Origin of the sequence: Exiguobacterium sp. BRG2, from assembly GCF_031844245.1 — a bacterium.
Lineage (GTDB): Bacteria > Bacillota > Bacilli > Exiguobacteriales > Exiguobacteriaceae > Exiguobacterium_A.
The window spans coordinates 68,984-92,628 of the sequence record NZ_JAUZUW010000006.1; the positions used below are offsets into that span (position 1 = coordinate 68,984).

The window sequence follows — 23,645 nt, forward strand, 5'->3', positions numbered from 1 at the left end:
CACGCTTTTGATTTACGATAAACACCAGTCAATTGGCTCTCTTCCCTGCTCTTTCAGCCAAGCATTCGTTTGCGAATAAGGTTTGCTACCGAAAAATCCTCGGCTCGCTGATAAGGGACTTGGATGAACGGCTTCGAGAACAAGATGACGATTCGTATCAATCAGCACCTTTTTACTCTTCGCGTGATTTCCCCATAGGATGAACACGATCGGTTGTGTCTGTGTTCCTAGGACTTCAATGACCCGATCCGTGAATGATGCCCAGCCTTTTTTAGCATGCGATCCCGCTTTTCCTTCTTCAACCGTGAGCGACGTATTCAGTAAAAAGACACCTTGTCGTGACCAAGCTTCGAGATTTCCGGATGTCGGAGCCGGACAACCGATATCCGCGACGAGTTCCTTATACATGTTTCGAAGGGACGGCGGGATCGGAACTCCGTCATGGACAGAAAAGCTGAGTCCGTTCGCTTGTCGTGGACCATGGTAGGGATCTTGTCCTAAAATGACGCACCGGACGTCTTCCGGTGCGACCGCATCAAACGCATGAAAGATCCGCTCTTTCGGAGGATAGACGGTCGTCGTTTGATAGGCTTCCTTCAAAAAAGCCCACAGCTCCTGAAAATAAGGTTTTTCCTTTTCTTCTTTTAACACCGTTTGCCAAGATGGATGCACGTGGATCCGCTCCTTTTTCAGTCTCAAGTCGCTGTTCGTACGTCTTGATTCTGCTATGATGGATGATGAGGTGGGAAACTATGATTCAGACAAAACAATTATTTGGACTACCATTCGTCGATGCGACACCTTCGCAATGGTATACCCATATTAAAACAATCTTACACGACCGCGGAAAAGCCTTTCTTGTCACGGCGAATCCTGAGCTCGTGTTGCGTGCATTGCGCGAACCTTCTTACGAAGCCATTTTGCGGCAGGCGACGTTTATCACACCAGATGGTATTGGTGTGACCGCTGCCAGTAAACGAATGGGAGCGCCCCTCACTGCGACATTGCCAGGGATCGAGACGGCACGTGAACTATTGCGGACGGCAGATGCACTGAAGAAGCGTGTCTTTTTGCTTGGTGGACGCCCGGAAGTTATGAAATCGTTGATCCATCAGTTATCGATTCGTTTTCCGAACATCCGCTTCGTCGGTACGTTTCACGGTTTTGGAAAGACAGAGGAAGCAACGCGAGCGATCGCAGAAGTACAAGCTGATCTTATCCTCGTCGCACTCGGTGCGCCAAAACAGGAGGAATGGATCGCTTCTGTTTATGATCAAGTCGATCACGGCATCTTCATCGGTGTCGGTGGTGCATTCGATGTCTGGTCCGGACATAGTAAGCGTGCTCCAAAATTATTCCGTCGCCTCAAGCTAGAGTGGCTCTATCGTATCTCGACGCATCCCCGCGGCTTTGAGAAATTAAAAGATTTGTTGCTCTTCCTGACGCTTGTGCTTCGCAAAAAATCAACGCTCTCTTAACTCAATACAAATACAAAAAGGCTCCCGACACGGCGGGAGCCTTTTTACGCTTATCTTATGCGTTGACAGTCGAGAATGAACGACCGAGTTCTTTCGCTTTTGCGATTGCTGCTTCTTTGATTTCTTCTGCTTTTTCTGGGTTCATCGCCATACCTTCGATGAAGAGGGCATCGTAGTCTGTTACACCAGTGAAAGCAAGTGCTTGACGGAGGTAGTCATCACCGAAGTTAAGACCAGATCCTGTGTACACGCCACCTGTCGCTTGGATGTGGAGTGCTTTTTTGCCTTCCATCAAACCTTTAGGACCTTCTGCAGTGTAAGCGAATGTTTTACCTGCAAGAAGTACGCTGTCGATGTACATTTTGAGACGTGCTGGGAAAGAGAAGTTCCACATTGGTGTGACGAAGACATACTCATCTGCTTCCATGTATTGTTCGAGATGTTTTGTCATCGTACCAACTTTTGCGATCTCCACTTCTGTTAATTCTTCGCCTGTTGCGAATTTGCCCCATGCGCTTAACACGTCTGTGTCGATTTCTTGGACTGTTTCGTTATATAGGTCAAGAACTTCTACTTCAGCTGAAGGATTCGCTGCTTTGTAGCTTTCGAGGAATGCTTCACCGACTTGAAGGCTGAAAGAGTGTTCTGTAGCTTTCGGGTTAACAGTTACATAAAGTAATTTAGTCATTATTATTTCTCCCTTTTATTTAAAGTAAATTCTGTAACTAAACATACCAACCACCTTTTCGTTTGTCAATTAGTTTGACTTCCAAACGAACAAAAAAAAGCTCAAGTCTATGACTCGAGCTTTCTTGATCTTATGAGTGCTAATCCTTATACATTTTCGAGCGGCGTGTAATGTTCGGCTCGTAAACCGATTCGTTTCAATTGATCAATCAACTGTTCCTTTTCAGAAACCGACAAATCCTTGAACAAGTCTGCTAAAAAAGCTTCGTGTTTCGGGAATGTTTCTTCCATCAGTTCGCGTCCAGCTTCCGTTAGAGTTCCAAACGTGACACGACGATCCGTCGCACATGATTTTCGCGCAATCAATCCACGCTTTTCGAGTTTATCGACGACATACGTCACACTGCCGCTCGTTAACAGAATTTTATCGCCAATCTGTTGTAAAGGCGTATCCCCTTTGTGGTAAAGCAATTCAAGAACTCCGAATTCCGATAAATTCAACTGATGTGTTTTGATGTCTGCCTTCACTTGCTCCGTCACCGCATGCATCGTCCGAGATAGAACAACGAGCATTTTTAATGCCAGCTTCGAGTCTGTCGATTCCATTTTACGTTCGCCCCTCTTTGTGTTGTATCGTCACAATCATAGACTTCTTTGTCTACTCGGTCAATTCTTGCTGAATTTTCTCAATCAATCCGTTGCTCAAAAATAGTTCTTGCCGTGAAACGCGTTTCATAGCCTATCGTCTTGATATACACTAAAAAGGAGGTAATCATCATGTCGATCCATACTCGGTTAACCCAGCTATTCAAGCGGAATGTTGCTTTTGAATGGGCGATTGAACAATTGCACACACCAGCAGGCTATTATTTGTGTCAACACACGTTGGTTGATCAATATCCTGATTTATCTCCTCAAGAAAAAACACGACTGCTCTCAAAAATCAATGAATTGGCTGAACAGACATCTCCATTCTCGGCTCCCGTCTCGCGACAGGATTGGCGCCGACTTGAACAACGATTATCTCGCCAGACCTAAAGGAGGGATGCGCGATGACGAACATCCGAGACTTGGCACGTGAAGCAAACGTGTCCGTCACGACAGTCTCACGTGTACTAAATGATCACCCTTACGTTGCTAACGAGAAGCGACAAGCTGTCCGAGAAGCGATAGTAAAACTTGGCTATATCCGTAATCAAACCGCTGTCCATCTTTCGACGGGCATGACGAAGACGGTCGGTGTCATGCTCCCATTCGTTGATCATCCATATCACGCCGCCATTCTCCAAGGCATCGCACAAGCTGCCTTTGACGCCAGTTATCGTTTCTTGACGTGGCAAACGAATTATGTGGAAACGCATGAGCAACTCGCTCTTGATGCGCTAGCGCAACAGGAGATCGACGCACTCATCGTCGTGTCGCACAGCCTTCCGTTATCAGCGATTTTATCGTATGAACGTTATGGACCGATTGTCTTTTGTGAACACCACGAAGACGTCGCTGCTGTCTATATCGATCACTATACGGCCTTTCAACAGGGACTTGCACATCTTCGTCAACAAGGACATACAAGTATCGGCATCTGTCTTGGGCGACCTGACAGCACAAATAGCTTGGCGCGTAAACATGCGTATCAAGAGGTCGTACGTGACGAGTTCGTCTACGAACAGACCTTAACGATCGAAGATGGTGCGACCGTCGCAAGGCGCTGGATGCAACAAAAACAACGTCCGACCGCCATCTTGACTGCCAGTGATCACGTGGCGGCAGGTCTGATCTTGGAACTACGAAAACAAGGCTATCAGGTCCCGGGAGATCTCTCTGTCATTGGCTTTGATGGAAGTGAACTCGCTGAAGTCTTAGCGATGACGACGATCGCGATTCCATATGCTACGATCGGACAACATGCTTTTCAATTGACCGTCCGCGAAGATCTCGTTGCTCGTCCACAAATTGAAGTGCCCTCGGCGTTCATTGCTGGAACGACCGTTCTTCCTTATACCTGAATCCATATAAAAAAGCGACGAGTTCACCGATTTGAATTCGCCGCTTCATTTCGTTTAAAGTGCCCCTGCTGCTACATACCGTGATCCCCAGTAACCGCCACGGAACGATTCTTTGACGACTCTTCCATAATACGAGTTCGCATTGATCATCGTACCACCATCGACAGCGATTCCAACGTGTTGAATCCCACTTCCATGTGTAAAGAAGACGAGATCACCAGCGCCTGGTGCCGTACGTTTTGTTGCTGAGTATTGAGCCGCTGCCGTACGTGGGAGTGATTTTCCTAGTGCTTGATAAACGTAACGCGTAAATCCTGAGCAATCAAAGCTAACAGGACCTGTCGCACCAAAAACATAAGGACGTCCTTTAAGACCTTCTGCTACCGAAACGATCGTTGATCCTGTTTTACTAAGACCTTTCGTCGCTTTAGCGTTATATGCTTTCGTATATGTAGAGGCGATGTATGCTGATTTCCCCTGATGACGGATTTGATACCATTCTTTGAGTTGACCTACGACGGTTACAGCTTGTCCAAGTTTTAATTGCCCGACTCGTTTACTCGATACAGCAGCTTTTGCACGAATATTCAACACATCCACTGATACTACTACTTTTTTACTTGTTGCAGCTTGCGTTGATGCTGGGACGAGTGTCCAACTACTGATAAGTAACGTTAAGGTTAACAAAACACGAGTGACAGCTTTCATCGATTCATTCTCCTCTTATGTATGAATGTATTGTACGTCTGAATTGTCAGATAATTTCTGTATTTATCCTATCATGTTCCAGATTTTCATCATGTTACAGTTATTTAACGCGAATTCTTTATTGTAATATTTTTGTAACAAAACAAAAAAACAGATATGCAGAATGGCTTATTCTCGCCATTTCTGCATATCTGTCCGTTTTAGTGATTTAATCGTTTTTTCAAGAATCAATTGACTTCTTTTTACGGAAACGTGCTAAGAATTCATAGACGATCGGCACGATAAGGAGTGTCAACAATGTCGAACTTGTAAGTCCACCGATGACCGTCACGCCTAATCCTTTTGAAATTAATGCGCCGCCTTCGAGTCCAAGCGCGAGTGGTGCAAGGGCACCGATCGTCGCAAGGGCTGTCATCAAGATTGGACGTAAACGTGTACCTGCTGCATCGAGTAGTGCTTGACGCGTCGATAAACCTTCTGCTTCTTTATGAATGACACGGTCGATCAAGACGATCGCATTTGTCACGACGATCCCAATCAACATCAAGGCACCGATTAAGGACGATACAGAAATCGTCTCGCCTGTAATCAGAAGTGCAACCAGTCCACCGATGATTGCGAATGGAAGTGAGAACAAGATGACGAGTGGTGTCAATGCTCCTCCAAACGTAATGACGAGGACAAGATAGACGATCGCTACAGCTGCTGCCATTGCTAGACCAAGTTGTGTGAACGACTCTTGGATCTGCTCTGTGACTCCGCCTTGCTCATACGAGACGCCTGTCGGACGATCAATGTTTTTAACTGACTTTTCAATCGCTTGAGAAGCCTCTGTTGCTTTATCCGTTTTTAGTTCTGCTGTCACCGTAGCAACGAGTTTTCCATCGCGTTCGTTGAGTGAGTCAGGTGTCGTTCCTTTTTTCACTTCAACAAAATCGGACAGTTTACGAACACCAAGTGGTGTCACGACATCTGTCTCTTCCAAGTCTCGTATCGAATCATATGTCGTTTGTTCGTTTGGAACGATGACATCGAGTTCCTTCCCATCCACCTTAATAGTAGAAAGTGGTTTTTCCTCACCTTGGACATTCGCGATACCTTGTGCGAGTTGTGCTGTTGAAACACCGAACTCAGCCGCTTTTTGCTGATCGACTTCGAACGTATATTGCGTATACGCTTCTTTTAAATCTGTCGTTACTTTTCGAACATATTTCGTTTCGCCTTCGATCGCATCGACGAATTTCGGTGTAACTTTTTCTAAATCTTCAATATTATTCGCGAAGATCGAATACGAGACACCTGACGAAGCTGCGCCACCACTAAAGTCTTGCTCTTTCCATTCTCCTGTCGGAATGTCAGCATTCAGCTGTTTGATGGCTGTCTGTTTAACATCTGCGAAATCTTCCGTGTCTGGATCGTATTGGACGATGAAGACACCTTGTTTCGTATTCCCTGGATTCAATGGATTTTCTCCACCGACGGTAAACTGAAGATTATCGATATTTTTTTGTTTGTTGAAATAATCTTCTGCTTGATCAGCTGCTTTTAACGAATCATCCAACGTTTGACCTGGTTTTGGATTGTACGTGACGTAGAGTGTCTTTTCTCCTTCTTGATTCAAGAAGTTGACACCAATCGTTGGTACAAGAGCAAAACTACCGATCAAAAGCAAGACTGAAAGACCAAAGACGATGAGTTTATGATTAAGAGACCAATTCAGCATACGGCGATACCCATTCGCCAACTTTCCGCCCTCTTCTTTTTCCGGTTTTGGTGCTTTACCACGCTTAAAGAGCGAATCCGCGAACATCGGAACGACCGTAACCGCAACGATCAAGGACGCGAACAGTGCAAAGACGACTGTCAAAGCGAATGGTAAGAACAGCTCACCAACGAATCCCGTAACGAATCCGAGTGGTAAGAAGACCGCGATCGTAACGATTGTCGACGAAGCGATTGGAATGAAGACCTCTCGTGTTGCACTGATGATCAGTTCTTTTCCTTTTAACTTTTCCGTCGGATCCGTCAAACGACGATAAATATTTTCGATGACGACGATGGAATCATCAACGACTCGACCAATCGCGACCGTCATCGCTCCGAGTGTCATGATGTTCAAGGAAATATCCATTTGCTTCAAGACAAGAATTGCCATCAGAAGGGATAACGGAATCGAAATAACAGCAATGATCGTTGATTTAATGTTTCGTAAGAACAGCAAGATGATGACAATCGCAAATAACGCACCAATCAATGCTTTACTGATCATCGTCGAAACGGATTCCTCAATTGGTTTACCTTGATCAAGTGTCACAGATGCATTGACCGAACCGTTTTCTTTTTCGAAGTCTTTGATCGTCTGCTTGACTGCATTGACGACATCGACTGTATTCGCATCTTGCGACTTTGTTACTTGAACACCAATCGATCGTTCACCATTCGAACGCGAGATCGATTCCTCGATCCCTTTATCCTCAATCGTCGCAACTTGCGACAACGTGACAGTTGGTACTTGCGTTGGCGCCGTCTGTGTTGCCTGACTGGACGTTGCGCCTGTCGCTGTTGTCGTTTGGGATGCCGCAGGGGCTGACGATGGAGCTTGTCCTGCTTGTCCTGCTTGTCCTGCTTGTCCTGCTTGTCCTGCTTGTCCTGCTTCAGGAGTATTCGATACTGGCGGCGTATATGGAAGACGAAGATCTTTTAATTCCTTGACCGTCGTTGCTTTTCCATCTAATACGACTGCTTGTTCCTTATCTCCCAACTCGTACAAGCCAAGCGCTAAACGGGAATCATTAGCTTGAATTAATTGTTTCGCATTCTCTTCGGTTAGACCGTAACGTTCGAGTTTTTTCTCATCGAAGCGAATTTCGATCCGGCGAATCTCTTGACCCGCGACTTGAACCGTCTGCGCCCCTTCGATTCCTTCAAGCTTTGGTTGAAGTTCGTTTTCAACGAGTTTCGTCAATTCAGATAGGGATCGTTCCTTGTCTGAGACAGCGAATCCGATGACTGGAAATGCATCAAAGGAAATCCGTGATACTTGTGGATCCTGAACACCTTCTGGTAGTTCTACGTTTGAAAGAGCTTCTTTTACTTTTTGCTCGGCTTCTTCCATATTCGTACTGAAGTTATAGTCGATTTGTAGGTTCGATGCATTTTGGAAGGACGTCGAACGTACAGTATCGACTCCTGACAAATTTTCGACCTTACTTTCAAGTTCTCGACTGACTTCATCTAGGACTTGTTCTGGTGTAGCACCTGGATAAATCGTCGTCACCGACACGGTCGGTGTCGTGATGTCTGGCAATGTCTCGAGCTTCATCGATGTTCCCGCATAAATACCGGCAACCGTGATGATGATCGTCATGAGCCAGAGGGCAAACTTATTGTTCACCGAAAACTGGATGATCTTTTTCATCGTATGATTCTCCCTCACTCTTCAATTTGTTTATCTAGTCGTCGTGCACGTTCTATTAATTGCTGAATTAATCGTTGTCGCACATCTGGAGACGGTGCGCCAAACTGAAAATGCTCCGACAATTTCAAACCGTCTAATATAAAGCGAATCGATAACACTTCAACCGGATCCATCTGTTCTGTCAGTTGGCGGAAGAACTGCTCCGCTTGTCGCTTTCGTTCCTCGACGAACGTCGCATGATCCTTTAATAAGGACAACAAGTAAAGAAGCGCATCCATGTCGAGATGGAACTCCTCTTGTTGCTGGATTTGCAACGTCACGAACGCTTCCATCGGTCCCATCGTCAACAGATGCTGTTCATATAGTTCAAATTGTCGTGCTTCTTGCGCCTCGATGACCCCCATTAATAATGCTTCCTTCGAAGCAAAATGATACAATAGTCCACCTTTTGAGACATTTGCTTGTTTCGCTACTTCTTCAAGCGTCAATTGGGTGAATCCTTGTTGCAAAATAATCGTCGTCGTTGCTTCAAGAATCCGACGACGAGTCTCTTGCGCTTTTGCACTAGCCAAAAGCCTCCCCCTTTTCCTATCTATTTTACTGTACCGTCTGGACGGTTTCTTTTTATAGTGTACGGATTCTCATTTCGAGATGCAATCGCTTTGCTTATGTTTCACGTGAAACTTTCGTGAACGAAAAAAAACGCTTACGCATTTTATTATACGTAAGCGTTCTGAAGTGGATTATTCGTTTGCTTCACGTGCACTCTCTCGTAGCGCCGCTTGCATCGTTTCGAACAGGTGCCGCTCCCGTAACACTTGGACACCACGATCCGTCGGTCCACCAGGTGCTGCAACGTCAGCAATGAGACGATCTGTGCTCTCATTAGAACGCATGAGAATCTCTGCTGAACCTTTCATCGCTTGAGCAACGATTCGACGTGCATTTCCCTCTTCAAAACCGGCATCCGTCAAAACTGGTACCATACCAGCTACGATTTCATAGAAGAATGCTGGACTACATCCAGCTGCCGCCATGAACGCTGGCATCGTCGATTCATTTGCCTCCGCGATTTCTCCGACACGTCCAAATAATGCCTCGACTACACTTCGGATCTCTTCGTTCACGCGTGAGCCGAACCATAGTCCAGTCATTCCTAATCGATGGGCAACGGGTGTATTCGGCATGACAGCAACTGTCGGACGTTCTGTTAACCGTTCGATTTCGTCCGGTGTAATGTGAGCCGCAATCGAAACGATCGTTTGATGCGTCCATTGTTGGTTTGCTACGTAGGCAAGTACACCATCGGGTTGCATGCCAAGAATGACGACATCATATAAGGAGACATCTTCTTGCTCGACCGTTTGAATGCCGTGTCGCGCCGCGACTTCCGTCAAGCGTGCTCCACCACTGCGATTCGTCATCGTAATGTCCTCACGCTTAAATCCAGAAGCGACCCACCCTTGAACGAGCGCCTCACTCATCGCACCTGCTCCTACTACTAATAGTTTCATCGTCTATCCTTCCTTTCCCTCAAAAAAAGACCAGTCATGACTGGTCTTATGCGGGTCCATTATACACGAACAGCTAAATCTTCAACAGCGACGACACGAAGACCCTTGTCGTCAAGTTTCTTCACGATTTTTTTCTTCGTCTTCTCGTCACAATCCGTTGGTAACGTAATTAATACGCGACGCATGACACTACTCTTTGCATCGAGAGTCATCAGACTCGCCACCGTTGAATATTTGTTAACGATCTTCGAAATCTTCTCAAGTGCCCCTTTTTGTTCACTTAGGGCTACCGTCAAGACGTAACTCCCAGAGTCACGGTTCCACGCTTCTTCAAGCATTCCAAGCATTTTTCCGTGCGGTAGGATGCCGAAGAAATGACCATCGTCATTTAAGACAGCGATATACGGTAATTCCTTGATTGAGAAGAAGACTTCAAAGAAATTACTTCCTGTATAGATGTATTTGGATGTATTCTTAATCAGCGACATGACGTTGTCGTCTAAGCTGCCACCATTCATCCCATGCCGATAGATGTGCATCTTATAGATGTTCCCCTTGAAGTCCTGTCCTGATTGGTCAAGGACCGGGACACATCGGTATCCGGTTTTTTCAAGCGTGTCAAGCGCTTCACGGATCGTCGCTGTTTCGGAAATCGTGACACATTGGTGCTTCGGGATACATAAACTTTGAACGAGCATAATAAAATCCTCCTCTTTTACCTAATTACGCAGACTTAATCATATCATTCGATTTTCATACGCCATATCCTCTTTTCCCACTTCTGATGCGCTTTTATTCTTACAATCACAAGACATTCGCTTGTAATCACAACGCAATCCAACCTATTTCAATTAAGTAAACATGTAATCTCCTATTGTCAGATAATTTATTAAATCTACAATCACCTTCACATTAAGATTTATTAAGATTTCGTAAAGACGCTTCATAAATGTATTCTTTTACAATACCGTCTGCTACAATCGAACTCGTGAAGTTGCTTCACTATTCTATTCTTGTTCTTAATATGGAGGCAGAAGAAATGTTTAGTAAAAAACAAGATCCATTCGCAGTTAAATTATCAGAAATCGCAGGACACTTAAAAACGACTTCGCAATTCTTCGTTGACTTTAAAATCAACGGCATCGCGGATGTAAAAGAATTTGCACATAAAGTAAAAGACTTCGAAACAGCTGGGGACGATTTGATGCATCAGTTGATCATCGACTTGAACAACGCGTTCATCACGCCAATCGATCGCGAAGACTTACTCGCACTCGCTAACGCACTCGATGACGTCTTAGATGGCTTTGAAGAATGTTCCGCTATTTTCGAAATCTACAATATCGTTCAAGCAGACGAGCACATGATTAAGTTCGTTGATGAAATCAACATCGCTGTTTCAGAACTCGCAACGTCAATGGATCTTCTTGTTGCACGTAAATTGCAACCGATGCGTGAACATGTCATTAAAATCAAAGAACAAGAGACGATTTGTGACAACTTACGCCGTAAATCAATCAAAGCATTGTTCGCAACAGAAACAGATCCAATTAAAATCATTCAATACAAAGAAATCTATGAATCGCTCGAATCAATCGCGGACTACTGCCAAGACGCAGCTAACGTCATTGAAACGATCATCATGAAAAACGCTTAAGTGAGGAGCTAACGAGATGGATAGCCTGTTTATCATCACCGCCATAATCGTGATTCTCGCACTTAGCTTCGACTTCATCAATGGTTTCCACGATACAGCGAACTCAATCGCGACTGCTGTATCGACTCGCGCTTTGAAACCACGCCATGCCATCATTTTGGCTGCATCGATGAACTTCCTAGGTGCAATCACATTCACTGGAGTCGCAAAAACGATCTCTGGTGACATCGTTGACCCGTCAACACTTGAACACGGGAGCTATGTCGTCATCGCTGCCTTGATTTCAGCCATTGCCTGGAACCTTTTGACTTGGTACTTTGGTATTCCGTCAAGTTCGTCGCATACACTGATTGGTTCGATTGCTGGTGCAGCTGTTGCCTCTGTTGGATTTGGTGGCATCGAAGCAAAAGGGTTCTTGAAAATCGTTGAAGCTTTGCTGATTTCACCAGTACTCGCCTTCACACTCGGTTTCATCGTATATGCAGTCTTTAAAATCATCTTCAAAAAAGGAAATTTGGCGAAAACGAATCGTCGCTTCCGCCACGTCCAAATCGCAACTGCTGCATTACAATCGTACACACACGGTACGAATGATGCGCAAAAAGCGATGGGGATCATCACACTCGCTTTGATTTCGTCTGGTTTCCAAACGGATCACGAAGTTGCCACTTGGGTTAAACTTTCCTGTGCGATCGCAATGGGTCTCGGAACATCTGTCGGTGGATGGCGCATCATCAAAACCGTCGGTGGTCAAATCATGAAAATCCGTCCAGTCAATGGTGTAGCAGCTGACTTAACATCAGCAGCAATCATTTTTGGTGCAACGGCGATTCATCTTCCGGTTTCGACGACACACGTCATCTCATCTGCCATCTTAGGTGTAGGTACATCGCACCGTAAGAAAGGTGTCAAGTGGGGAACAGCGCAACGCATGCTTATCACATGGGTCATCACATTGCCGATTTCAATGGCTTTAGCTGCTATGATCTACTATATTCTCGACTTCTTATTCATTAAATAAGTACGCACCCCGCCTATTCAAGATAGGTGGGGTTTTGTCTACGCTAGAAGCGTCGACAGTTGTTGTTTTTCCCATAATTCGCTATGATGAAGAACAAGAAGGATTGTCTATTTCTTTAGGAGGAATGCCCCATGACAAAACGTAAAGCCTTAACGATTGCTGGTTCCGACACGAGTGGTGGAGCTGGCATTCAAGCTGATTTAAAGACGTTCCAAGAACTTGGCGTCTACGGAATGAATGCCTTGACGGTCATCGTCGCTCAAGATCCTGATCACTCTTGGCATCATGCGGTTTACCCAATCGACACAGAACTCGTCCGGACACAAATCCACACGGTCCTTGGAGGTATTGGTGTTGATGCGATGAAGACGGGAATGCTCCCGACTGTCGAAATCATTGAAGCCGTTGCCGAAAAAATCAAATCATCCGGCGTCCAAAACGTCGTCATCGATCCTGTTATGGTCTGTAAAGGCGAGGATGAGGTGCTAAACCCTGATACAGCGAACGCACTTCGTGATGTCTTGACACCACTTGCGACAGTCGTCACACCGAACGTCTTTGAAGCAGGTCAATTATCGGGTCTTGGTAAAAAGCCAGCAACGATAGACGAAATGAAACTTGCAGCAGCGCGGATTCATGAAAAAGGTGCGCAATACGTTCTTGTTAAAGGTGGCAGTAAGATTGACCATCCACAAGCAGTTGACGTGCTTTATGACGGAAAAGAGTTTATCCTGATTGAGGACGAACGAATCGAGACACCGTACACGCACGGTGCCGGCTGTACGTACTCTGCAGCAATCACGGCCGAACTCGCAAAAGGTGCATCGGTAGAAGCTGCTGTCCGTACAGCAAAATCTTTCATCACTTCCGCGATTCGTCATTCATTCCGTTTGAATGAATACGTCGGACCAACTGATCACGCTGCACATCGTACAGTCAAGTCTTGATCCGCTTAAGAAGTCCGCGATATCCGCGGACTTCTTTCTGTATAGGAGAGGAGAAAAGTTTATGCAAGCCATTGATTTACAAGAAATACAGCGTTATATCGACGAACATGCGAATACACCGTTATACGTACACGTTGAGACGACGAACGGTGCCTATGCGACGCACCAAGATCCAACTTTCCATAGCGCAGGGATGTTTTTCCGTAATGCGGAAATCACTTACGAACGTGGTCTGATCACAGGAAACGGACCTTACCGGATCGGTTTGAAACTTGCCCACGGCTGGTTATACGGTGAAGGATTGACTGACTTCGAATTTGCTGGGGATCAATTGTTGATTGCCGGTCACGATGTCGAAGGACGTCTTGCGATTGCTTTTGAACTTAGCCCGACACCATTTGCTCAAGGTGCAGAGGAGGTAGACGCATGACACACGAAGATCATTTACTCGTCGTCTTCCCTCACCCGGATGACGAAGCCTTCAGTTCTGCTGGTACGATCATCGAGCACGCAGAAAATCGTGGTCCTGTCACATATGCTTGTTTGACGCTCGGTGAGATGGGCCGTAACATGGGACGCCCTGTCTTTACGAACCGGGAACAGCTCGCAACGATTCGCAAACGTGAGTTGATCGATGCAGCTGAAAAAATGAAGATTTCGGATCTCCAAATGTGGGGACTTCGCGATAAGACCGTTGAATTCGAGGATGAAGCGGCACTTGCTGACCGTATCCTTACCTTGATTCAACAGACGCGCCCGACTCGCTTGATTTCATTTTATCCGGGTTACGCGGTCCATCCCGATCACGAAGCGACAGCTCGCGCCGTCGTTCGTGCCCTTCGGATGATGGATCCTGCCGATCGCCCTGAGTTCCTTGCGGTCGCTTTTGCGAACAATACGAAAGAAGAGCTTGGAGAAGGAACATTCATTCACGATGTCAGTGCCTATACGGATCAAAAGATCAAGGCACTCGAAGCACACGCTTCACAAACAGGTGGTTTGATGAAAGTCATCTCGGAAGACTCGAACATCCGTGACCTGCTCGTCAAAGAACGCTATTACCACTATCCGCTGTAATTTCCTATTAAGAGATGCCGATCGTCCGAGCGACAATCAGCATCTCTTTTTTGGCCTTCATTAGAAAACGTCGACTTTTTTGACGGCTTCTGCTAGTGTGAATAGTTGAGACTACGTCTCCGGAGTTCGTAACCTCCTCCGTTATAAAAACTAGGAATGGAAGTGTACATTATGAAAAAAGAACGTGCTCTTGTCGTCTTTAGTGGCGGCCAAGACTCGACGACTTGTCTGTTTCAAGCATTGAAACAGTATGAAGAAGTCGAAGTCGTGACGTTTAATTACGGACAACGTCATGCACAAGAACTCGAAGTCGCACGCGACATCGCCTCTGAGCTCGGTGTCAAACACCATGAGCTTGATCTCTCTCTTCTCAGTCAACTAACGAGTAACGCCTTGACTGACCACAGCCAAACCATCACGACGAATGAAGATGGTCTCCCTTCTACTTTCGTAGATGGACGAAACCACCTGTTTCTTTCGTTCGCAGCCGTCCTCGCGAAAGGACGCGGAATCCGTCATATCGTCACTGGCGTATGTGAAACGGACTTTTCTGGTTACCCAGACTGCCGTGATGCCTTCATCAAGTCACTGAACGTGACATTGAACCTTGCAATGGACTATCCATTCGTACTGCACACGCCACTCATGTGGCTCGACAAAAAAGAAACGTGGGCGCTTGCCGACTCGCTCGGTGCGTTTGATTTCGTTCGAAATCGCACGTTGACGTGTTACAACGGCGTCATTGGAGATGGTTGCGGCGAATGCCCGGCCTGTGAATTACGAAAAAATGGATTAGATGCATACATCAAGGAGGTTCAACACACATGACATTCAATTACGAAGCACCTGAAACGGTCGAGCGCCCGACTGGCGACTCGCTTATCTATACGAAATCTCGCGTCATGATTGTCAAAAAATTAACGTTTGACGCAGCGCACCACCTATATGATTACGATGGAAAATGCCGTGCGCTTCATGGTCATACGTACCATGTCGATATGGGCATCAGTGGTTTTCTTGATCACCGCGGTATGACACTTGATTTTGGTGATCTTAAGAAAATCTTTAAAACACATCTCGAACCACTTCTCGATCACCGTTATTTAAATGAATCATTACCATACATGAATACAACAGCTGAAAACATGGCGGCGTGGATTTTTGAGACGCTCGGTCAACACCTTCCAGACGAACGTGGACTTCGTGTCGAATTCGTCAAACTCTATGAGACGCCGACTGCTTTTGCTGAAGTCCGTCGTGAGTGGATGAACGAAGCATGAGTGCCTTAACGAAAACGCCAAAAATTCCGGTTCTCGAGATTTTCGGACCAACGTTCCAAGGGGAAGGACGATCAATCGGTCAAAAGACGATGTTCGTCCGAACCGGTGGCTGCGACTATTCCTGTTCGTGGTGTGACTCCGCCTTCACATGGGATGGTTCTGAAAAACCCGAACTCTTGACGGCAGAGACGATCATGGAACGCCTCGATGCACTCGGCTCTTACGGACATGTCACGATTTCCGGTGGGAACCCGTTACTTCATGCTTCGATCGGTACGCTGGTTGAGGCATTAAAAGAACGAAACATCACGATGTCGGTTGAGACACAAGGTTCTTACTGGCAAAATTGGTTGCTTGATATCGATGACGTCACACTCAGTCCTAAACCCCCTTCAAGTGGCATGAAGATTGATTTTGATCGTTTGGATGTTTTTTTCAAGCGTCTACCGGAACAACAGCGTGCCGTTAAAATCGTTATTTTTGATGAGGCAGATCTCGACTTCGCGGCGATGATTTCAGAGCGATATGCCTTAAAAACGCTCTATCTATCACTTGGAAATCCGGATCCGCACGAAGAAGGAACGATCGCCCCACGGATGTTACACGATCTAAAAACACTTTGGGAACGCGTCGCCCGTGATGAACGCTTTAATCACGCGCGTGTTCTACCACAATTACATGCCCTCGTTTTTGCAAACGACCGTGGCGTTTAAGGAGAAATGATTCATGCGACCTGAAGACTTAAACGATTTGTCATTACTCGGCCAAAAAGCCGTACCTTATATTTTCGAATACCAACCAGAAGTACTCGAAGCGTTTCCGAACCGCCATCCGGAAAATGATTACTTCGTGAAATTCAATGCACCAGAATTTACGAGCCTTTGCCCGATTACGAATCAACCGGACTTCGCGACGATCTACATTTCGTATATCCCGGATGAAAAACTCGTCGAATCGAAATCACTTAAATTGTATCTATTCAGCTTCCGTAATCACGGTGATTTCCACGAGAACTGCATCAACGTCATCGGGAAAGATCTCGTGAAATTGATGGAACCGCGCTACCTCGAAGTGTGGGGGAAATTTACGCCACGTGGTGGAATTTCGATTGACCCGTACTACAACTACGGAAAACCTGGTACAAAATATGAACGAATGGCAGAACATCGTCTATTCAATCACGATCTCTATCCTGAGACTGTCGATAATCGTTAAACACTCAAAAGAGGAACAGTGGACTTTTCCACCGTTCCTCTTTTTCATACCTATTAACTCGATGGGATGTCGATCAAGGTCGTACGATCGTGCTGACCGATGACTTCAGATGACCAAATATAAATATGCCGTAACAAATGATCCGAAGTAATCTGCAAAGCACGGACCAGCCGCTCAATCATCGAAAAAGACGGATCCACAATGCTATTTTCGATACATCGAATCACCTCAGGTGTCATTTTAGTCAATTCAGCTAATGTATGCTGATCTAACTGATGACGTTCTCGTAATGTACGAATCCGCTGACCGTACTGCCCGATCGGTTGAATCCCTTCTTTCATCCGCCCAACATCTTTTCTTTTTGAAACCAAACAACGTTCACTGTAGTCTTATTCCCACTTTTTTTAAATCTGAATACCTTTCCGAACTATCAATTTTTAATCAAAATAAAATTTAAATATTTTTCTTATAAAACACTAGCTTTTTAAAAAGTTATCGCTTACAATTCTATATGCAAACGGTTGCATTAATCGCTTACATTATTGCGCTGTTCTTACACACATATTAGAGAAAAAGAGATAAAAAGGAGTGAATGATCTTGAAAAATGCTATTTCGTTCGATTTTTGGCAAAAACTCGGTAAAGCCTTGATGGTCGTCATCGCGGTTATGCCTGCTGCAGGAATCATGATCTCGGTCGGGAAACTGATCGGCATGTATGGAGGCGATATCGCGTTAATGCAAACGATTGCTCGAATCGTTGAAGATTTAGGTTGGGCCATCATTACGAACCTTCACGTCTTATTCGCCGTCGCGATTGGTGGGTCATGGGCAAAAGAACGTGCTGGTGGTGCGTTCGCAGCGTTACTCGCCTTCATTTTGATCAACCGCGTCACAGGAGCTATCTTCGGCGTCAACACTGACATGATCGCGGATCCAAAAGCAACGGTCGATTCATTGCTTGGTTCTGAGCTCATCGTAAAAGATTATTTCACTTCAGTTTTAGGGGCACCGGCTCTCAACATGGGAGTATTCGTCGGAATCATCTCTGGTTTCCTTGGTGCCGTTCTCTTTAATAAATTTTATAACTTCAGTAAATTGCCAGATGCGCTTGCCTTCTTTAACGGAAAGCGTTTTGTTCCATTCGTCGTCATCGGTGGATCAGTCGTTGCAGCATTCGCCTTATCACTCGTTTGGCCGTTCGTTCAAGGCTTATTGAATGACTTCGGTCGCTGGATTGCCTCTTCACGTGATTCTGCACCGATCATTGCACCGTTCGTATACGGTACACTCGAGCGTCTATTACTTCCGTTCGGTCTTCATCACATGTTGACTGTCCCGATGAATTACACGGAACTCGGTGGAACGTACAAAATCCTGACAGGTGCTGCTCAAGGATCGACGGTTGCCGGTCAAGATCCGCTTTGGCTCGCTTGGATCACTGACCTTGTTAACTTAAAACAAGCCGGTAACACACAAGGATACAATGATTTGATCAACAGTGTCGTGCCTGCTCGTTTTAAAGAAGGACAAGTCGTCACATCACTTGCTTCATTGATCGGTATTGCTGTCGCAATGTATATGTCAGTTGATGAAGATAAGAAGAAAGCATACAAACCGGTCTTCTTATCTGCTGGACTTGCAGTCTTCTTGACAGGTGTCACGGAGCCAATCGAATTCATGTTCATGTTCATCGCTCCTGTTCTTTACGTCATCTATGCTGTACTAACCGGTGTTGCTTTTGCACTAGCAGATGTCATGCATCTTCGGATTCACGCATTCGGTGCGATCGAACTCTTGACGCGGATTCCATTGATTGCAAAAGCTGGTTTGATTGGTGATTTAATTCGCTTCATCGGTGTCTGTGTGTTCTTCTTCTTCTTGAACTTCTTCACGTTCCGTTTCGTCATCAAGAAGTTCAACTATGCGACACCAGGTCGTAACGGGAACTATCTGGACGACATCAACGTATCGACAACTGAAGCTTCAGGTGAGGCTGCTGCGACATCATCTCCTGCCGACGGTTCGCAAGCTTCACAAATCATCGATTTGCTTGGTGGACAGCAAAACATCGAGGACGTCGATGCCTGTATGACACGTCTTCGTGTCACTGTCAAAGATCCAGCGCTTGTCGCAAAAGAAGCAGACTGGAAAGCAAACGGTGCACTTGGTCTGATCCTTAAGAACAATGGCGTGCAAGCCATCTACGGTCCAAAAGCCGATATCTTAAAATCAGATATCCAAGACCGGATCGGCGCATAAACCTGCGAGATTAGGGAACTACCTAAAGGTGAAGCTCTTTTATAAGAGTTTCACCTTTCTTATTTGAAAAATCAGGAGGACCACTCATGCGTCTACTCACACTAAACTGTCATTCATGGCAGGAAGAACAGCCACTCGAAAAATTAAACCAGATCGTTCAACAAATTCTCGCTCAAGATTATGATGTCATCGCACTACAAGAAGTGAGTCAATTGATGGACACACCGATCGTCTATGACGATGTGCGCAACGATAACTTTGCCTATTTGATCCAGCAAGCGCTAAAAGAACAAGGTCAAACCTACTCCCTCGTCTGGGATTTTGCTCATATCGGCTATGATAAGTATGAAGAAGGACTCGCTCTTTTGACGAAACATCCAATCTTAAAATCGGACAGTTATTATGTCAGCCGTAGTCAAGATACATTCGATTGGAAATCGCGAAAAATCGTCCGCGCGACGATCCAAGTCGACGGTACACCGATTACGTTCAATACATGCCATCTTGGCTGGTGGGCAGATGAAGTCGAGCCGTTCCAGGAACAATTCAACCACTTGATGGCTCGGATGGACCCACTCGAATGGACATTCTTCCTCGGTGATTTCAACAACGATGCCTTAGAACGAAATACAGGTTATGACTTTATGATGCAACGAGGATTGCACGACGTCTTCCTACTAGCTAAGGAAACGGTCGGAATTGAGACGATCAATGGCAACATCGATGGATGGGAAGACAATCAACAAGGATTGCGGATTGATCTCGTCTTATCGAATCGGAAAATTGACGTTGAACGCGTCGGTGTCGTGTTTGATGGGATTCACGGTCCCGTCGTTTCCGATCACTACGGTGTTGAGGTCGATATTCAGATTCAAAAAAATGAATATTAAGTATTGACAACGCTTTCTTTTCTCCTTTAAGATGAAATCAAATCAATAGTGCGGATTGTGACAGTACGGCTGGCAAGACCGAAATGACACCTCGTTAGGAGAGGTGTTGTTCGGTCTTGCCTTTTTTTGTCTCATTCAGCACGTTTCATGAAAAAGGAGGACTTTTCCGATGGATTATCAACAAACTGCTAAACGTGTGCTCGAACTCGTCGGCGGACGTGAGAACATCATCACTGCCGCTCACTGTGCGACACGCTTACGCCTTGTCTTGCATGACGAATCAAAGGTTGATCAAGCAGCACTTGAAGACTTAGATGGTGTCAGCGGCGCCTTCTCGAGCTCTGGTCAATATCAAATCATCTTCGGTACTGGTACCGTCAACAAGGTATTTGCTGCGTTTGCACCACTCGCTGGTGTGAAAGTCGATGGCGAGGAACCACTCGACGTTAAGAAGGCCGCCTCTCAAAAATTAAATCCGTTCGCCCGTCTTGCCCGTTCGCTCTCGAACGTCTTCGTGCCACTCATTCCAGCAATCGTCGCTGCCGGTCTCTTGATGGGATTACTCGGCATGATCAAAGCATTCGGTTGGGTTCAAGGCGATTCGCCGATCGTTCAGCTACTCGACATGTTCTCATCTTCAGCCTTCATCATCTTACCGATTCTGATCGGTTTCTCGGCAGCTCGTGAATTCGGTGCAAATCCGTATCTCGGTGCCGTCATCGGGGGAATCATGACACACCCGTCCCTCTTGAATCCATGGACACTTGGGAACAGTGATCCTGAAGTCATGAAATTCCTCGGAATGAACATCGAGTTAATCGGATACCAAGGAACGGTCTTCCCGGTTCTCTTAACTGTCTGGGTCATGGCAAAGATTGAACAACAAGTCCGGAAACGAACACCCGAGACGCTCGACTTACTCGTCACACCATTCGTTACGGTCCTCGTCACTGGTTTCCTGGCGTTGATCGTCATCGGTCCAATCGGAACGTTGCTCGGGAAAGGAATCTCATTCGTACTCGTCTTCTTCTACGAACAGTTCTCAGTCGTCGCTGGTCTCCTCTTTGGTGGACTTTACTCGACGATTGTCATCACTGGGATGCATCACAGTTTCCATGCAATCGAAGCAGGGTTACTTGCCGATAAAAGTATCGGAAAGAACTTCCTTTTACCGATCTGGTCGATGGCGAACGTCGCTCAAGGCGGTGCCGGACTTGCCGTCTACTTCTTGACAAAGAACGTCAAACTCAAAGCACTTGCCCTACCGTCTGCGTTCTCAGCCTTTCTCGGTATCACGGAACCTGTCATCTACGGCGTCAACTTACGTCTTGGAAAACCATTCATCGGCGGTGCAATCGGTGGTGCGATTGGTGGCGGTTATGTCGTCTTGACGCAAGTCGCGGCGAACGCCTACGGACTAACTGGAATCCCGATGATCGCGATCGTCGCCCCGCTCGGTGCAACGAATTTGATCAACTACCTCGTTGGATTCGTGATTGCGGTCGTCACTGCTTTTGTTTCGACTGTCGTCTTGATGCGTCTTGATGCACGTAAACAAAAAGAAACAGACATTGCTGCTTAATCCTTCATGCGACCAAACCGGGTCCACTGACTCGGTGGTCGCATTTGTCGGTTCGCAAAGCGTCTACGTTCGCTTTATAATAAAGAAAAGACTGGAAAGGAGGACGTCAGGCTGATTATTCATAAAATCCTCAACAACAATGCAGTTGTCGTTAAAGAAAATGGACAAGAACGCATCGTCATGGGACCCGGTATCGCCTTTGGAAAAAAGAAAAAAGATCCGATCCAAGCGACGAAGATCGAAAAAATGTTCATCCCTTCGTTTGAAAATGCGGAACAGTTCAAAGAGATTCTGACGACGACACCACTTGAGATCATCGACTTATCCGAACGCATCATCTCGCATGCAGAAGGTGAACTTCAGACGCCGTTTCATGACTATATTCATGTCAGTCTGACGGATCACCTCGCTCATGCCGTACGGCTAGCACGTGAACAACTCGTCGTGCATAATCGACTAGCGGAAGAGATTCGTCTTTTATATGGACCGGAGTATGCGATCGGAGAATGGGCAGTCCTTGAAATCGAACGCGCGTTACAGGTCACCCTCCCTAAAGAAGAAGCAGCGAACATCGCGCTTCACTTATATAATGCACGCCAGACTCATCCGAACATGGCAACTGCTTTGCAGACGGTGACGTTACTCAATGAACTGCGCGAACAGATTGAAGTCTTTTTTGGACAAACGATCGAGACCTCATCGATGACGTATTATCGTTTCTTCACGCATATGAAATTGGTCCTCGCCCGAATTGAACAAGGAGAAACCTTACACGACATGGATGATGTGATTTTATCTGCCGTCAAAACACGTTATGCCGAGGCTTATGCCTGTGCGAGTCAAATGGGCAATTGGCTGACTGTCGAACTCGATACACGTGTACCTGAATCAGAAATCGGCTATATGGCTTTACACATCGAACGGATTCGTCCGGATCTTGAAAGGAGTTCTACGTATGAAAATCTTTAGTTTGGGGGAAGCATTGATTGATTTGATTCCTCTTGATGCTGAAAACATGACGTTTCAAAAAAATCCTGGGGGTGCTCCTGCCAATGTCTCTGTCGGACTCGCTCGATTAGGCGCTGATAGTTATTTTCTTGGAGCTGTCGGTGATGATTCGATGGGGCACTTCTTGAAAGATACGTTACATCATTACGGTGTTCGTACCGATCATCTCGTCCATGATTCAACACAAAAGACAGGTCTTGTCCTCGTCACGAATGGGCAGGATGGCGAGCGGTCATTTGAGTTCATCAATGCGGAACGCGCTGATATGCAATTCCACGAAACACATGTCCCGGAGGATTTCACATCCGTCGATTTATTACACATCGGTTCGATCTCTTTAATCACTGGAGAATCCGTCAACGCGACACGAAAAGCCATCGCACGTGCAAAAGCACACCAAGTACCGGTTTCTTACGATCCGAACTTACGAGAGTCGTTATGGCCGAATCTTGACGAAGCACGGACGACGATTCGGTCTGTCCTACCGGATGCACAAATCGTCAAACTTGCTGAGGAAGAATTGACGTTTCTAACTGGACAAACGAATCTTGATGACGGGGCTGCTGAATTGTTAGCTGAATATCCGATTCGTCTTCTTGCCATCACGCGAGGAAGTGAAGGATCGATTCTCTATACGGATCGTGCGATGGCTGTCATCGATGCGATTACGGTCGACGCAATCGATACGACAGGAGCTGGAGATGCCTTCATGTCCGGTTTACTCTACCAGTGTGCGTTACGCGATTTTTCATTTGATTGGTCTGAAGATGAACTTCACGACATCGGTCGATTCGCTGCGATTTCAGGCGGACTTGCTGCTTCCGTCAAAGGCGCGATGGCTGCTCTGCCAACGCTCGACGAAGTCGCTCATCGCTTGAGTTGAATCGATGACTCAGT

Annotated in this window: 26 protein-coding genes; 17 read left to right on the forward strand and 9 right to left on the reverse strand. The window is 46.1% G+C overall.

Translation table 11 applies throughout. From position 1 onward, the window contains the following. Positions 1 to 12: 12 nt before the first annotated feature. On the reverse strand, positions 13 to 672 hold the full coding sequence (ung, locus tag Q9R23_RS09655; protein ID WP_197026245.1) for a uracil-DNA glycosylase: 660 nt from the start codon (positions 670 to 672) through the stop codon (positions 13 to 15). 80 nt (positions 673 to 752) lie between these two features. Here ung and Q9R23_RS09660 point away from each other — a divergent pair, with 80 nt between their 5' ends. After that, positions 753 to 1,478 carry a WecB/TagA/CpsF family glycosyltransferase gene (locus Q9R23_RS09660; protein WP_214856679.1) on the forward strand — a complete coding sequence of 242 codons (726 nt, stop codon included), beginning with the start codon at positions 753 to 755 and terminating at the stop codon, positions 1,476 to 1,478. Between the two features lie 55 nt (positions 1,479 to 1,533). Here Q9R23_RS09660 and Q9R23_RS09665 read toward each other — a convergent pair whose 3' ends face one another. Together Q9R23_RS09665 and Q9R23_RS09670 are read right to left on the reverse strand one after the other, a co-directional pair. Beyond that, on the reverse strand, positions 1,534 to 2,166 hold the full coding sequence (locus Q9R23_RS09665) for an NAD(P)H-dependent oxidoreductase (RefSeq protein WP_023469709.1): 633 nt from the start codon (positions 2,164 to 2,166) through the stop codon (positions 1,534 to 1,536). A 146-nt stretch (positions 2,167 to 2,312) separates the two neighbouring features. Then, on the reverse strand, positions 2,313 to 2,771 hold the full coding sequence (locus Q9R23_RS09670; RefSeq protein ID WP_029342913.1) for a MarR family winged helix-turn-helix transcriptional regulator: 459 nt from the start codon (positions 2,769 to 2,771) through the stop codon (positions 2,313 to 2,315). Between the two features lie 171 nt (positions 2,772 to 2,942). On the opposite strand from Q9R23_RS09670, the gene Q9R23_RS09675 reads away from it, so the two are divergent. Then, positions 2,943 to 3,203, forward strand: a complete 261-nt coding sequence (locus tag Q9R23_RS09675) for a hypothetical protein (protein WP_035412036.1) — start codon at positions 2,943 to 2,945, stop codon at positions 3,201 to 3,203. 14 nt (positions 3,204 to 3,217) lie between these two features. After that, on the forward strand, positions 3,218 to 4,171 hold the full coding sequence (locus tag Q9R23_RS09680; RefSeq protein WP_214856680.1) for a LacI family DNA-binding transcriptional regulator: 954 nt from the start codon (positions 3,218 to 3,220) through the stop codon (positions 4,169 to 4,171). Between the two features lie 54 nt (positions 4,172 to 4,225). Here Q9R23_RS09680 and Q9R23_RS09685 read toward each other — a convergent pair whose 3' ends face one another. From Q9R23_RS09685 to cbpA, 5 genes are all read right to left on the reverse strand, one after another. Continuing rightward, positions 4,226 to 4,879 carry a C40 family peptidase gene (locus Q9R23_RS09685; RefSeq protein WP_214856681.1) on the reverse strand — a complete coding sequence of 218 codons (654 nt, stop codon included), beginning with the start codon at positions 4,877 to 4,879 and terminating at the stop codon, positions 4,226 to 4,228. Between the two features lie 220 nt (positions 4,880 to 5,099). Continuing rightward, positions 5,100 to 8,297, reverse strand: coding sequence for an efflux RND transporter permease subunit (locus tag Q9R23_RS09690; protein WP_311246965.1), 3,198 nt, complete (start codon positions 8,295 to 8,297; stop codon positions 5,100 to 5,102). A 14-nt stretch (positions 8,298 to 8,311) separates the two neighbouring features. Continuing rightward, positions 8,312 to 8,869 carry a TetR/AcrR family transcriptional regulator gene (locus Q9R23_RS09695; protein ID WP_290755353.1) on the reverse strand — a complete coding sequence of 186 codons (558 nt, stop codon included), beginning with the start codon at positions 8,867 to 8,869 and terminating at the stop codon, positions 8,312 to 8,314. 171 nt (positions 8,870 to 9,040) lie between these two features. Further along, the gene (locus Q9R23_RS09700; protein ID WP_290755351.1) at positions 9,041 to 9,811 is read right to left on the reverse strand and encodes a pyrroline-5-carboxylate reductase family protein; all 771 of its coding nucleotides are present in this window, start codon (positions 9,809 to 9,811) and stop codon (positions 9,041 to 9,043) included. Between the two features lie 59 nt (positions 9,812 to 9,870). Continuing rightward, a complete protein-coding gene (cbpA, locus tag Q9R23_RS09705) occupies positions 9,871 to 10,509 on the reverse strand; it encodes a cyclic di-AMP binding protein CbpA (protein ID WP_023469717.1) in 639 nt (212 codons plus the stop codon). Between the two features lie 341 nt (positions 10,510 to 10,850). On the opposite strand from cbpA, the gene Q9R23_RS09710 reads away from it, so the two are divergent. From Q9R23_RS09710 to queF, 9 genes are all read left to right on the forward strand, one after another. Beyond that, on the forward strand, positions 10,851 to 11,468 hold the full coding sequence (locus Q9R23_RS09710) for a DUF47 domain-containing protein (RefSeq protein ID WP_035412018.1): 618 nt from the start codon (positions 10,851 to 10,853) through the stop codon (positions 11,466 to 11,468). Positions 11,469 to 11,484: 16 nt separating this feature from the next. Then, a complete protein-coding gene (locus Q9R23_RS09715) occupies positions 11,485 to 12,489 on the forward strand; it encodes an inorganic phosphate transporter (RefSeq protein WP_035412015.1) in 1,005 nt (334 codons plus the stop codon). 131 nt (positions 12,490 to 12,620) lie between these two features. Beyond that, positions 12,621 to 13,436: a pyridoxine/pyridoxal/pyridoxamine kinase gene (pdxK, locus tag Q9R23_RS09720; RefSeq protein WP_311246966.1), complete on the forward strand. Its 816-nt coding sequence runs from the start codon at positions 12,621 to 12,623 to the stop codon at positions 13,434 to 13,436. A 61-nt stretch (positions 13,437 to 13,497) separates the two neighbouring features. After that, the gene (locus tag Q9R23_RS09725; protein ID WP_035412012.1) at positions 13,498 to 13,866 is read left to right on the forward strand and encodes a YojF family protein; all 369 of its coding nucleotides are present in this window, start codon (positions 13,498 to 13,500) and stop codon (positions 13,864 to 13,866) included. Continuing rightward, positions 13,863 to 14,513 carry a bacillithiol biosynthesis deacetylase BshB2 gene (gene bshB2, locus Q9R23_RS09730; RefSeq protein WP_214856686.1) on the forward strand — a complete coding sequence of 217 codons (651 nt, stop codon included), beginning with the start codon at positions 13,863 to 13,865 and terminating at the stop codon, positions 14,511 to 14,513. The genes Q9R23_RS09725 and bshB2 overlap by 4 nt, the downstream gene beginning before the upstream one ends. 171 nt (positions 14,514 to 14,684) lie before the next feature. Beyond that, positions 14,685 to 15,341 carry a 7-cyano-7-deazaguanine synthase QueC gene (queC, locus tag Q9R23_RS09735; RefSeq protein ID WP_053452086.1) on the forward strand — a complete coding sequence of 219 codons (657 nt, stop codon included), beginning with the start codon at positions 14,685 to 14,687 and terminating at the stop codon, positions 15,339 to 15,341. Next, positions 15,338 to 15,793, forward strand: a complete 456-nt coding sequence (queD, locus tag Q9R23_RS09740) for a 6-carboxytetrahydropterin synthase QueD (RefSeq protein WP_023469724.1) — start codon at positions 15,338 to 15,340, stop codon at positions 15,791 to 15,793. Before queC ends, queD begins: the two co-directional genes overlap by 4 nt. Next, positions 15,790 to 16,506: a 7-carboxy-7-deazaguanine synthase QueE gene (gene queE / locus Q9R23_RS09745; protein WP_214856687.1), complete on the forward strand. Its 717-nt coding sequence runs from the start codon at positions 15,790 to 15,792 to the stop codon at positions 16,504 to 16,506. The genes queD and queE overlap by 4 nt, the downstream gene beginning before the upstream one ends. Before the next feature lie 13 nt (positions 16,507 to 16,519). Continuing rightward, positions 16,520 to 17,008: a preQ(1) synthase gene (gene queF / locus Q9R23_RS09750; protein ID WP_035412002.1), complete on the forward strand. Its 489-nt coding sequence runs from the start codon at positions 16,520 to 16,522 to the stop codon at positions 17,006 to 17,008. A 53-nt stretch (positions 17,009 to 17,061) separates the two neighbouring features. Here the strand turns inward: queF and Q9R23_RS09755 are convergent, their stop codons facing one another. Continuing rightward, positions 17,062 to 17,349 carry a helix-turn-helix domain-containing protein gene (locus Q9R23_RS09755; protein ID WP_214856688.1) on the reverse strand — a complete coding sequence of 96 codons (288 nt, stop codon included), beginning with the start codon at positions 17,347 to 17,349 and terminating at the stop codon, positions 17,062 to 17,064. Between the two features lie 251 nt (positions 17,350 to 17,600). Between Q9R23_RS09755 and Q9R23_RS09760 the strand changes: the two genes are divergently transcribed. The 5 genes from Q9R23_RS09760 (at position 17,601) to Q9R23_RS09780 (ending at position 23,631) form a co-directional block, all read left to right on the forward strand. Further along, complete coding sequence (locus Q9R23_RS09760; protein ID WP_311246967.1) at positions 17,601 to 19,268, forward strand: PTS transporter subunit IIBC; 1,668 nt, start codon at positions 17,601 to 17,603, stop codon at positions 19,266 to 19,268. 86 nt (positions 19,269 to 19,354) lie between these two features. Beyond that, positions 19,355 to 20,158, forward strand: coding sequence for an endonuclease/exonuclease/phosphatase family protein (locus Q9R23_RS09765; protein ID WP_214856691.1), 804 nt, complete (start codon positions 19,355 to 19,357; stop codon positions 20,156 to 20,158). Between the two features lie 169 nt (positions 20,159 to 20,327). Next, positions 20,328 to 21,740 carry a sucrose-specific PTS transporter subunit IIBC gene (locus Q9R23_RS09770; RefSeq protein ID WP_214856692.1) on the forward strand — a complete coding sequence of 471 codons (1,413 nt, stop codon included), beginning with the start codon at positions 20,328 to 20,330 and terminating at the stop codon, positions 21,738 to 21,740. Between the two features lie 126 nt (positions 21,741 to 21,866). Beyond that, complete coding sequence (locus Q9R23_RS09775; protein WP_231681717.1) at positions 21,867 to 22,709, forward strand: PRD domain-containing protein; 843 nt, start codon at positions 21,867 to 21,869, stop codon at positions 22,707 to 22,709. Beyond that, positions 22,696 to 23,631, forward strand: a complete 936-nt coding sequence (locus Q9R23_RS09780; RefSeq protein ID WP_214856693.1) for a carbohydrate kinase family protein — start codon at positions 22,696 to 22,698, stop codon at positions 23,629 to 23,631. Before Q9R23_RS09775 ends, Q9R23_RS09780 begins: the two co-directional genes overlap by 14 nt. Positions 23,632 to 23,645 lie beyond the last annotated feature (14 nt).